The organism is Sphingobacterium sp. UBA2610 (assembly GCF_002339225.1).
Taxonomy (GTDB): Bacteria; Bacteroidota; Bacteroidia; order Sphingobacteriales; family Sphingobacteriaceae; genus Sphingobacterium; species Sphingobacterium multivorum.
In genome coordinates this window covers 1-12432 of the sequence record NZ_DDKA01000008.1, presented here as the reverse complement: position 1 = coordinate 12432, position 12432 = coordinate 1, and the positions used below count along the sequence as shown (strand labels likewise).

The following is a 12432-nucleotide window of genomic DNA, read 5'->3' as shown; positions in this document are numbered from 1 at the left end:
TTTTTTATCTAAAATATTAAAGCAAAAATAAATTGAATTCCGTTGGTTTCTCCCAGCTGGTTAACGTAAGGGCGCTGGTGTGGCGCCTTTTACTTATTCTGTTGTGTTGGACAATAATTCTTCTAACGCACGAATATATTCTCTTGTATCTTTTTCAATATGATTCCACTCAGGATATTCTAAGTATGCTGGATCGCAACCCTCATGAGCAACCATAAAATCGAATAAATCGTGATTCCTCTGAAGATATCTTTCAGCTTCTCGACATCCGTCATAAAGTTTTCTTTCAGCATCCCCCCTAATACTTTTATTTTTCCCATTCATAGAGTAATGATATTGACTCGAAACTTTGTCGAGAATCTCATTACGTAAAAAGCGGATGTGTTGTTCTAACTTTTCTCTTGTCATATGGATAATTGTTTAAAGTGATTCAGACTTCCAACGGAAAATTACTAATCAATCACACATTTATTTTAGATTTGAAAAATATAATTTCTCGTAATTGGAATGACTTTAATGCTTTGTTTGAGAGTTTTGATACATTCGAGCAGTCAATGAACAAACTCAACGAGATTAGACGAGAAGAAGCTCACAATAGACCCATCTCACAACAAAATTTGGAAGAACTACAAGTAATTCATAGTAAATTGCTTAGCCGGATTTTCGAAACTTACTCTTTTAATAAATCCAATTATCTTATCGAAAACTGGAAAAGGCAAATACAAAAAATATTCATAATTAATTTAACAAACTATAAACAGACTAAAAAGACAGTCGCCATTTCTGTTGAATCTATTATTGAAAATTCCGAAAGATTAATAAAATACTTAGCCGCGATTCTGTTTGATCTTAATTCGCTTATAGTGCCGATACAAAAGAAAACTCATCACGACAAACTTATTGAAATATATAATAATGCTGTAAACATAGAAAAGGATAGAATTGCATATGCAAGAAACAGAGGAAAGGGTTTAGATCATTTGATCGAACGTGAAAGATTACAAAAAGTAGAAATGGATATTTTCTTTGAGGAACATTTAAAAAGCTCATAAAGAAGAAAGGACAATACGTTTAGTTAAGATTCCTTAAAAGATCAATAAAAGTTCTGAACAAATTTAATTCTTCATCAGAGACAGGACATAACGATCCACATTTTGGACATGTAAAACTGAAAGTTTCAAGAAAAACTTCAATGTTGATATTAAAGTCTGTTTTAGCCTCACAATCATCACATTCAAACGACAGTCGTTCTGTAATTATTTTCGATACGCCTTCCCTAGGCCCAGTAAGATTCTCATATGCAAAAAGACGTTGTAGGGATTTAATGGTTTTAATATCGTCAAATTTATCTTTCGGTAAAAATTGGAATATGAGTTCATCAACAATATTAGCTGTGTGCAGTAGTAAAATTGGAACAATTAAATAATAATGTTTCCAATATTCTATATGATCTTTAGAGTTATAAAATATAAAATTGAGATTTTGTTTTGATGTACGATAGTTAGAATCCAAAGTCACCAAATGTAAGGCTCGATTAGAGACACCATTAATACCATATTCACAAGATTTATCGTATCGTAAACTGTAAATAAATTCTTCACTAATTCCATAATTCGGACACTTATTTACAGCTTTACGAAGAATATCTTTAATATATTGAAGATTCTTTTTATTTGAGGGATCATATGATTTAGGATCGCCATCATCAAAGAATTTTTCAATAAATGCTTTAGGGTCAACTAATAATTGTTCTAAAATAAATAATTCATCAGTGAAAGGTTTTCTAAGCAAAGAATAGGCAACTGTTAATTTCCCTTTTTGAGCAGTGCTTAGTGATTCGTATATGAAATTTACTAAATCAGAAACTATGCTTAGAGCTATATGTTTAGTTAAGATCTCACAAAGCTCTTCCTTTTTATGATTTTTTCCCAGCCAATCCAAGATGTGCTCATCATTCATGGGAAGGTCTGGTATTATCTCCTTTTCAGAAAATTTAAAAGATGTCAAATCGAGATATTCACGATATTCCTTATTAGTTATTACATCCGTAAGATGATCATAGATGTGTGCGCAGATATTATGTTTTAAATGAAACTCCTCAGGAAGCCTTGTTGGTTGATCTTTCCCAATTAACAACATAATCTTTAGATCTAATGTAGGAATAATATAATTAAACTAGACTAGCTCCACAGCGTTTAATTCAGCAGCGAGGCGATGTAGCCCATCTTCAATTTTTCTCAATTGAGGTTGACGGGGCTTTTTTAATCCGGAAGAATAATGTTGTAATTGACGTTGGTTAATACCTGTTATTTTCTCCAGCGCAGCATTTGTAAAGATCCCCTTGTAATAGTTTAAAAAGCTCTCTACATCAAAATGATAAAGAACTTTATAATCTTTTTTTAATAAAGCTGGAATATTTTCTGATGTATTATATTCCTTAAAAAGAGCTATGTTATCCAAAATGGACTGTTTTGTTTCCTCGACAGAATGTCCAGTTCCATAAATGCCTGCAACATTCTCAGCATAAGCACTGAAAAGATCTTCATTCCGTTCTATTACAATCTTCAGAGTTTTCATATCATATCTATTTTACCATTTGGGATCTGAAGCTATTTTAGCCCCAGATCCTTCATGATTTTAGAACAAAGTCCTTTACCAACATCAACACCACCACCATGAAAAGGAACTGGATATCTAATTCCGTTCTTCTCGTAAATAGGATGCTTGCCATCATCGACACGACGCCAGCCGTTACTTTGAATCAACTTGTGTAATTCTTTATATTTCATATTAAAACATCATTAATGCAACTTAATTATTGCCTATAATCTTAGCTACATTAATTCGAACTACACAATACAAAGGTAGTAATAATACTACCAATTAGAAAATATTTTTTATACTTTTTTTTATCTTCTGAAAAAACTCGGTCTTAGAATATTATATTTCAATTTTCATTATGTATTAAACTAAAACTCTTTTTTAAATAATTATACTTTGAATGTAATTTGACATTCCTTCGATCGAATCCTTTAGTTCTGCAAATGTGTACCGTGGATTTCGGACATTTTCAGGATGGTGTATTTGGTGCCTAATATATTCAGACAGCGTTTTTTGCTCATCTTTTGTTGTGCCGTTTTTATTTTCTCTAACATACAAACGAGTAGGCTTACCACTAAAATATCCTGGTAATTCCCCCTGCAACTCTAAAAAACCATATAATTCATTATGGTACTCTTCAGTTATTTCTCCAAATGCAATATAATTCACCTCATTTAATGACGGATAAGGTAAACAGCTAGAACTGACCTCGGAAATAATTTTATTACCTTCTTCCAGTGAAACCAATCTTAAATTATTAAACGACAAGCCTTTTACAATGTTAGATCCATGGGTGGTAAGCAGTACCTGAGTATTTTCTGCTGTCGAAAGTTCTGTAAAAGCGTTAATCAAAAGCTTCTGATGATGAGAATGTTGTGATGTCTCAGGTTCCTCTATTGCATATATAATTGATCGAGAATTCAAATTTCCAGATTTCAATTTTCTCTCTGCCTCAGCTCTAAAAAAATTTAGTAGAACGAGCCTCTTTACACCACTACCTCTTTTATTAATCGGAATATCATAATCACCAAAAATTGATAAATTTTTAAATACATCTATCCATTTCAAAGATTCTTTAGGTGGAATAATTGGAGTAAGAGAATTAGCTACATCGGGATTCATTTCTCTCAACTTTGTTAAGGTATTATCTACAACCACATTTAAATGCTCTTCCACTTTGACGGCGACTTGGTTCAATGCATCAATTATCTCTCCATCACCCAAAATATGCCTTACCGCCTCTTTTAAAGGATCTTGCACTTCGCTATCTCCATCACTATTTTTTCTGTCTGATTGAAATAAAGAATACTGGGGCAAAAAGGTTTGAAGCTGATCCCAAATTGATTTCGTATCCCCTTTCGTTACATCAATTTCAATCTCCTCCGTCTGAAGGTTTTCTGAAAAAAATGACCAAATTGCCTTTCTAAGACTAGAATTGACTGCTAGATTTTCACAATGAATCTCATTTGCTTTTACAATTGTTTTTAATTCAGCATTTTTTTTTGATAACAAATCTGAACATTTTTCATGTCGTGGATGCAAAGCCTTTATGAATACATTCTGTTTAGTCCCATTTGTGTACCTTTTAATCACTTCCAAATCTCCGTGGCTATTAAGCAGGAACTCTTCTGTCAAAGATGTTCTACTTGTAGCATCCAGTATAACATCGGCAGGGAGTTCGCAAAAAGTAGCTGAAATAATTATTTCAGTATTTTCTTCCGCTAATCCTGTTTTATTAATATCATCCTTGTCTATTTTAATAATACCTTTCCCTTCATTAAAGAAAATATCAAGAGCTTCAAGAATAGTGGATTTTCCAATATCATTTTTCCCTACCAAAACTGTCAAATCATCAATTTCAACTGTGGTAAGAGGATAATACCCTCTAAAATTTTTCAAGGAAATAGTTTTTAATTTCATAAAATAAGTAATTATATAGTTTTACAAAAAATAGATTCTAAATGTTAAAACAAAATATGGCTAAATATTAATCGATTGAATAGTATGTAATCATGGATACTTATGACTTTATTACCTGAGATTAGAAAGATTAATAAATATTCTAATATAAATTATTGACCTGGAGTGAAGTTATAATAAATCATAAGTAATAATTCTTAAAAAGGTAGATCCTCTTCAACAACTTTTAATTCCAATAATTCTACTTTTTCCAAATTATTCTTTTTTGGCCAATCTGGTAATGTGAACTTCAATCCCACATCGTGCTCTTTATCAGATTCATATTGTGCGAGTGAAGGACTTTCTAATGCTACTTTCACTTTCGTAGTATCAAGAATATTATTCTCATGATAGAAACGAACTCTTTTTCCTTTTAAAATCTTAAAAAATGGATCAGCTTCAATATAATCATCAGATGTCACCAGCCATCTTCTCACTTTGGCTTCATAAGCAAGTAGCCAATGCTCGGAATATAAAGAATCCTTATTAAGTAATGATTTCCAAAGATTTACATCCAATCCGTTCGGTATGAGTTTAGATTTCCTCATATCTAAACATATCAAAGCGATCATAGAGTTACTCATTTGTGAAAGCATTTTAGCAATCTCAGGTTCAAGTATTAATTTAAATGATTTCATTGTCCATAATGCCCAAGTTATTTCAAATTCATTATCCATATCACAATGGAATTTGATAAATTGTTCTAATGCAAATTTTAAGGACTTTAAATCAAATTGATAACCTTTTTTAAAGTAACCGAACAATATTTCCGCTAACAGATGAATCGTCCTTGATTCATGCACAATACAATTTAGTAGTAGAGATTGTAATATTTTTAAATTTTGTTTATCAAATATAGTTGGTCTTATTTTCGAAATGGCATAGGAAAGAACAGCGTCTTCGGTAAATACTTTTGCATGGAAATATGCCTTGTCAAAAAATTGAATAAGTTCTTTTCTCTGTTTTACTGAATCTGATGAAAATCTAACACTTTTTAAATCTTTATACCATATAGATTCCATAACTTCGGGAATAGCAACTATTGTATCTTTATTGGGGTTTAATTCCAACTCATATTCTTTTAAAGCATGATGAACTATAGATCGTGCCAACTCGGCATCACCTAATGTTGTAAAATATAAATAGTAATCATCAATTATACGTACGCCTTGAAATGAAGGAAGTTTTTTATACAGCTCTTGATCTATAGATGACAAAATAATTTCAGATATAATCCTGCTTGCATCTGGTCCAACTGGTATACCTATAGTTTGTCCGTCTTGCAGCTTTCTACAATCTTCATCTAAAGCATTTCCGAAATGGGTTTTGCGCGACCTGTGCATTTTAGAAATACTCTTTGTATGAAGAGCCCAAGGAATGCTATGTGTATATATGGAATTATAAAATCTTGATATGTCTACTTTTAAAAGATATCGCCTGCCTGTGGATCTTAGAATACGTTCGTGGATTAATTCTTCAAAAATCGGTTTTTCAATTGAGCGAACTTTCCCTAGTTTCAATCTTGACATGGATAGTGCTGATTTTTCAGTATGAGTGTAAATACTCGACCAATTATCACATATAGTTTTACAAAGTCTAATGTAGTGAAGCGGATTAGGAATCATGAGGGTTCTTCGATAGCCTCCGACCTTAGGAATTGAAAAATATATTGATTTACTTGAAGCCTTTTTTCCCCTTTCCAGCGGATCTAAATGGTCGATTTTATTTAAAATTGATTCAACAACCTTGGATAAATCTTTGGATGTAAATGGTGGAATAAGTTCCTCTGGTAAGTATCCGGTAGTAATTAATTTATCAATGTTCATTATTTATTTCTAAAATTTAAAAAATATATGGCTTGAAAAAAACACTATTAACACAGAATAATTTTGTCCTAATTCCTCTTTCGAAATTTGGGTGTATCAAACTTAGGCTTAATCTTAGGCAATTCAACTTTCACAGAAATAGGCATAGGAAAGTCCACTCCCATAACAATAGCTTCACCCGATCCTAATGAAGGAAGAAAAGATAAGGTTTCCTTATTAGCAGTAGAACAGGCGCTCGCAATAGCTTCTCTATCCTGATAATTTATTAAACGATGTGTAATGAATGTCCCCATTTGGCTCAAAGTTCCTGTTGGAATATCTCGAGGCATTTGAGTAGATATACAAAGAAATAAGCCATATTTTCGACTTTCTTTAGAAATATTATCGAAGGCATTTAATTCAGTACTTTCAAAATGCTCGTCTTTTACCTTTTTATTCAGGAACTGATGCGCTTCATCTACAAATAAAATTACAGGATTTTCTCTGAAGATATTTGTTCTAGCCTTATTCAATAAGTACCTACCTATGGAATTTGCTAAAATTTCTCTTATCTGAAAATCGTAAGGAACATTTTCAAATCCAATTCTTAGAATATTTAATTTTGAATCCTTCAAAAATGTTTCAATTTTTTCTATTAAATTAGAGGTTGTAGGGTTATTAAAACCAAATATCCCTGAATAGTTAACATTGGAAGTAATATTATTTACTCTAAGAATCAGACTCGTAGCATTGCCAAAATTCCTTAAATCTCGACCATCCCAACTTTGATCTTTTACATAATAACACTCATTATCAATCTGCTTATGGAGCTTAACGATATCAAAATCGTTATAAGAATATTCTTCAACAACTTTTTTATACTTAATACATGCATTATTAAAGGGGGCTATTAAATTTCCGTTTTTAACCACTGTCCCATCTTGCACGACAATTGTTTTATTTTTAATTGTAAATGTTCCACTATCTTTTTGTTCATTATTCAAAGATTCTTTCAATAGACAGGCGGCTATTTTTAGTGATTTAATTGCTTCTAAAAGTATGGGTTGCTGAACTTGGCCCGAGGGACGAAATAAAACAAAAAGGTCATTTATTGATAAATTTTGATAAGGAAAATAACTATCTGAGATAAGGATAGCATGATTAACTTTAGGATGATTATCAAAAGTTGAATACTCCCCTGTAGGATCAAATATAATCGCTTTGGCTCCAGTTTCAATGACACCTTCGATAAACTTGCTAATTGTATAGCTCTTTCCTCCTCCCGTCGTTCCTACAACAGCGCAATGACGACTAAATATTGCCTGCAAAGAGATATCTACTGGTACGGATTTATCGTATATTAAACTCCCTAATCTAAATATCGGAGAATCCTCTATGTTCTCAGCTTTTATTCCAAAAGTCTTAAAATGTGTTGAAAGAAATTCTGAAGAACATATAAAAACCTTTGATCCTATTAATGGTAGGCTATTTATTCCCTTTTCTATCTTTGTAGGATCAAATAAATCGAAAGATAACAATACCTCTATTCTCCCAACTGGATGAAACTCTTTGGTTGAAAAAGTCCTCTCACTGAGTTCTAATCTTTCCTTTTCAGGAAGGGCTACCTCTAACAGCTTTCCTAAAAAACCACGATCCTCGCCTTCGATTACGATATAGTTTCCAACGAGCCCACCGCGTAAAGATTCTGAGTGGTGAATAAATGTTTTCATCAAAATAGATGACGGAAAATGAACTTTAATATAAAGTGGAGAAACGAAATTCACATATCCTAAGAAATGACTATGATCAAAAGGACTATTACCCATATTTAGCTATTTGGAATATTTATAATTATTTGCTTTGAAGTGTCCTGATTATATGATTTAAGCTCCGGATAACTTTTTGCAAATTCTTCAAAGGTTTCGGATACGATTGATATGTTAGAATATTTTCTGGCTGCTTCTATAAAGGGGCCCAAATTGGCATTGGAGTCATCAATACCGCGATTAATAATCATAAGCTGAAAACTAGGATTCTGCTCCAATGCTTCAATAATTGAAGTTACAATATGCTTGTCGCCGAAGCTAAACCCTATTGTAATAAGGAATACATTCTCTTTACGTAAGGAGGATTGAAATCTCGACATCATTTCAAAATAGGGTTGTTCATAAGAGCTTTCATATTTTGATTGGTGAGGATAGATCATGATAGGATTGTCAGGTACTTCCTTTTGTACAATTCTACCGCCCTCTTTTTCCCAATTAACCGAACCATGTAGTTTATATAGGTGAAAAACTTTTTGAATAAAGTTATCTTCTTCCTTAACACGACTAAGATTTCGTGATACTATATCATAATCATAATTTCGCCCACTGAACGTTCTAGGATACGAATATGAGAAACCATCTATGATTACAAAATTGCTTTCACATGCTGCTTGTTCAAACATAATATCATAATTTAGTGTAAAGAGCTTAAACCGAGGTAAAGTTACCTTCCGTTTTGTCATTTTATTAAGCAGTAGTGTATGTGGAGAATTATCCGGAAGAATTAACTGACATGCGTCTTTTATAAAATCTTTTATCTTGTTAACACAATCCTCAATATCAATATCGTCTTTGGATATAAACGGAATTGCCGGTGTAGCCATTGAAAGAACTCTTTCAAGATTCTTAATTATTGTGCCATCCTCCCAGCGATCATTATAATTTATAGTCTTAAGTAATTTATCAAAAATAGCAGGAGTCAACAAAGCCTCAGCATCGTTCCAAAGGTCGACCATTGATTTGCCCTGCTTTGCCCCCTTTCCCCATCCTATTGAAGATCCAGCACCAGTTAATAATAATAAATTCTCAAATTGATTATTTAGGGTATATGCATATTTGTTCCTCTTAGTAGCTTGGGCATAATCAATCCTATTATCTATACTATCGCCAAAATCATGCTCTTTACCATCGATAAATACCTTGATATTACTTTCATCCGTATCATCATAAGCTACGGAACTTGCATTGTTTAAAAGAAGATTTACCATTTTAATTTTTTACTCAAATCTATCATTATCCTATTTCTGCTCCTTCTTGATAAAAAGACAATTCATTTATACCGCCGTGTCGGATATTAAATTCAATAAAAATCCCCAAGCAATATTTTAGCGTATTTCCATGTTCATCAGAAGTGTAAGATTTCAATTTTAAATCGTCATAGCTTTTACCGTAATAGGAATTATTTTTTTTAATTTCAATGATTAAGATATTGAAGTCATTTGATGCTCGTTTATGTACGATAATATCGGGATAAACTGAACGTGACAATACTTCTACTTCGTTTAAGTCCCTCTCAGCTTCTTTCAATCCATTTATTTCAACGATCCTATCCCTTAAAATATGTATATGTTTTTTATTGTTGTGATTATCCACATCTCCATTATACTCACAATCAACATCAAATTCAACAAACTGTATCTGCAATTTTTCAGCTAATTTATGAGCGATAGCGCGCTCACTAATATTACTGTTCAACAAATAATTGTCGCTTTCAAGAAAATTGTTGAGTGCAACATCGAATCTCCTTTTAATTTCTTCTATATCCATATAAACAATTTTTAACAAGTGTAAAAAACTATACATCCGTTAATTTTAATCCCTGAACTTGCGGTATTCTTAAATATTCCAAAACAAGAAGTAAGTCATATTCAATATTATTTTTAAGGTTGGAATTGAACTTTTGATATTCGTCTGAGGCTTGAAACAATTGATAGTGATTCTGAAAAACATTTAGACTTTGAATCAATCTTGAATTAATATTGTGAGGAGCTATACTTAATAAATACCTCTTATCATCATCACTTAAAGTTGTATTGACGATTACATTGTAGTAAATCTCAAATTCGATAGCTAAAAAACTTAAAGCTCTTGAGTAAACCCGAAAATTATCATCTTCAAAAAAACGAAGATCAATATTTAATTGGACTCGCCTAAGATCTTCATTTCTATTTATAAATTCATTCAAATACGTACCGTAATTAGAAGATAATTTGGTCTTAGTATGTTCCAACTGCCTGAATATTAAATCTAGCGCCCTATTGTAATCTGTATCCTTTTTATTCTGGGATATTTGTTTGCTTTGGGAATCGTAAGTTGCGAACACGAATATTACGGTAATAATGTTCATTAATAAAGCCATTAATGCAATCACTGCGTTAATGCCGTTATATCCATTTTCATTATCAATTATTATACCTTTCCAATAAGAATATATAGCAAAACCAATAGCGAAAAAAGCTAGAACAATACCGATCCCTATGCCAAAATATAAGATGAGAGTTTTATTGTTGATTTTATTTCTATCCATAATATATACGTTAAAGAGCTACCTTATTAATTACCCGAATCTTCCTATCAACCATTTCCTGCACTTCCTCCGGTTTCAAACTATTCTCTTCAAAACCTCTCTTATCTCGTGTGCATGAACCACAATTCAAATTGTCAAGCTTATTTGTATGACCACATCCACATCGCCACACTTCTTTTCCACTCGAAAACATCCCTTTCGATTCCTCAACTTGTACAATTTCAGGGAAGAAATTTGCTAAAGCATCTCCCTCTAAACTTTTCAGAATAGCTACATCTTCTTTTGAATACCAATCCTTGTCTAAAGAGAATATTTTCAGCGCAATACGTTTGGCATGTGTATTACTATTTAAGAGGTTAATGGCTTCTGCGTAATCTATAAAACTAGATGAAGTGATAATAGCATTGATACGTTTTACTTGTAAGGCTGTCAAATTGCCTTCTAATAAAGCGTTATAAAGAATAGCAATGGCTTCCTCATTCGGTAAGTAATCAAAATAACGGAATAGCATTTCCAGTTTATCTTTTGGTGTTTGTTCTATACCATAATCCTCATTCATTGCTTTGAACACAAGTGGTTCAAATTCCCTTAGGCCTGATGTAGCGATAAATTCAGCTGTATCTTTATTGATAGATTCTACCGACTTATAATTTTCTAGGATAATATCTGCTCTGACCTTTTGCTGGATCAATTCGCCATCCAATAGATCATCCTGCTTCTCCATCGGGACGCGAGCAACCTCTTTGAGATGTACTGGTGTCCCCACGGCCGTAATCATAAACATCTGGCTCCCCTTTCCTGAGATTTCGTCGATATCTACACTAAGCCCTATAATAGCATCAGCACGAATTGCCTGAGCACGCTGCTTGAGCGTTTCAGTAACACGCTTGTACATTTCCTGCATCTTCTTCTCATAGCTGGTAGAGCGACCGCCAAAGAAATCGACATAGCTCGCTCCTATATCGCTAAAGATATTGGTGCCGATGACAACATTAGCTGCTATTGGATCATTATATCGTGAAATCTCCCTCCCTTCGATGGAATTGGTCGTGGTTACTATCATGGCATTATACTTTTCAATCGGGCAAGGTTAATACCCAAGCCTAATATACATTATTTATTCTGAATTAATATGTTTACAGATATTAACTTTCAAGATTATTACAAACAGTAAGGCTAAGGTATTGATTTGGAAGATTGGTAGGTTACGGGAAACCGTAGCTGATTTACTCAACGGTTTTAATAAGACAATAAAATAAACAAAAAGGCCTCTCTCGTTAACCGTCGAGGGAGGCCGTGTTGGCTAGATGTCCGCTTGGGCTAGATGTTAACTGGCTTTGGGCATTCATCTACTGTAAAGATCGCGAGATTAGTTGAGATAATTGTTGTTCATTTCTTAAAAAATGTTGTTCAAAAGATAATGACAGGCGTCTTTTATCAAAAGTTCTTCAATGATCATCTACAGCTGATCCGTCAACGTAAAATATTTTTTGATGCTTAGTTCATCTATAGTCAAAAATCCGGTAACAGAAAACTTATTGACAGCTAGTACTCCGTGCTCAACATCTAGAAATAATTTTTTTTAAACCAAACAGGATTCGATATTGTATTAATAGTACTTTTCAAAATAGGTTGTAATTAGGAACCTTGAGATCCTCCCAGACTCAAGGTTTTTTTATTCCTTTTCACATCTGTCCTAAATAAATTTTAGGAT

General features: G+C 32.6%; 12 protein-coding genes. 1 reads left to right on the top strand and 11 read right to left on the bottom strand.

What is annotated here, in order from left to right; translation table 11 throughout:
- Window positions 1-93: 93 nt before the first annotated feature.
- Window positions 94-408 carry a hypothetical protein gene (locus tag B4Z47_RS05325; protein WP_159333389.1) on the bottom strand — a complete coding sequence of 105 codons (315 nt, stop codon included), beginning with the start codon at window positions 406-408 and terminating at the stop codon, window positions 94-96.
- A 71-nt stretch (window positions 409-479) separates the two neighbouring features.
- Here B4Z47_RS05325 and B4Z47_RS05320 point away from each other — a divergent pair, with 71 nt between their 5' ends.
- On the top strand, window positions 480-1052 hold the full coding sequence (locus tag B4Z47_RS05320; protein WP_159333388.1) for a hypothetical protein: 573 nt from the start codon (window positions 480-482) through the stop codon (window positions 1050-1052).
- A 19-nt stretch (window positions 1053-1071) separates the two neighbouring features.
- Here the strand turns inward: B4Z47_RS05320 and B4Z47_RS05315 are convergent, their stop codons facing one another.
- From B4Z47_RS05315 to B4Z47_RS05270, 10 genes are all read right to left on the bottom strand, one after another.
- Window positions 1072-2139 (bottom strand): hypothetical protein, encoded by a 1068-nt coding sequence (locus tag B4Z47_RS05315; protein WP_159333387.1) that lies wholly within the window; start codon window positions 2137-2139, stop codon window positions 1072-1074.
- Window positions 2140-2175: 36 nt separating this feature from the next.
- Window positions 2176-2577 (bottom strand): type II toxin-antitoxin system HicB family antitoxin, encoded by a 402-nt coding sequence (locus tag B4Z47_RS05310; RefSeq protein WP_159333386.1) that lies wholly within the window; start codon window positions 2575-2577, stop codon window positions 2176-2178.
- Between the two features lie 32 nt (window positions 2578-2609).
- A complete protein-coding gene (locus tag B4Z47_RS05305; protein WP_159333385.1) occupies window positions 2610-2789 on the bottom strand; it encodes a type II toxin-antitoxin system HicA family toxin in 180 nt (59 codons plus the stop codon).
- Window positions 2790-2982: 193 nt separating this feature from the next.
- A complete protein-coding gene (locus B4Z47_RS05300) occupies window positions 2983-4521 on the bottom strand; it encodes an ATP-binding protein (RefSeq protein WP_159333384.1) in 1539 nt (512 codons plus the stop codon).
- Window positions 4522-4718: 197 nt separating this feature from the next.
- Complete coding sequence (locus B4Z47_RS05295) at window positions 4719-6386, bottom strand: RNA-directed DNA polymerase (protein WP_159333383.1); 1668 nt, start codon at window positions 6384-6386, stop codon at window positions 4719-4721.
- Between the two features lie 68 nt (window positions 6387-6454).
- Window positions 6455-8191, bottom strand: coding sequence for an ATP-binding protein (locus tag B4Z47_RS05290; RefSeq protein ID WP_159333382.1), 1737 nt, complete (start codon window positions 8189-8191; stop codon window positions 6455-6457).
- Window positions 8192-8193: 2 nt separating this feature from the next.
- A complete protein-coding gene (locus B4Z47_RS05285) occupies window positions 8194-9399 on the bottom strand; it encodes an SIR2 family protein (RefSeq protein WP_159333381.1) in 1206 nt (401 codons plus the stop codon).
- Window positions 9400-9424: 25 nt separating this feature from the next.
- Entirely contained in the window at window positions 9425-9958 is a 534-nt protein-coding gene (locus tag B4Z47_RS05280) for a hypothetical protein (protein WP_159333380.1), read from the bottom strand.
- A 28-nt stretch (window positions 9959-9986) separates the two neighbouring features.
- Window positions 9987-10718, bottom strand: a complete 732-nt coding sequence (locus tag B4Z47_RS05275) for a hypothetical protein (protein ID WP_159333379.1) — start codon at window positions 10716-10718, stop codon at window positions 9987-9989.
- Between the two features lie 10 nt (window positions 10719-10728).
- A complete protein-coding gene (locus B4Z47_RS05270; RefSeq protein WP_159333378.1) occupies window positions 10729-11781 on the bottom strand; it encodes a YbjQ family protein in 1053 nt (350 codons plus the stop codon).
- Window positions 11782-12432 lie beyond the last annotated feature (651 nt).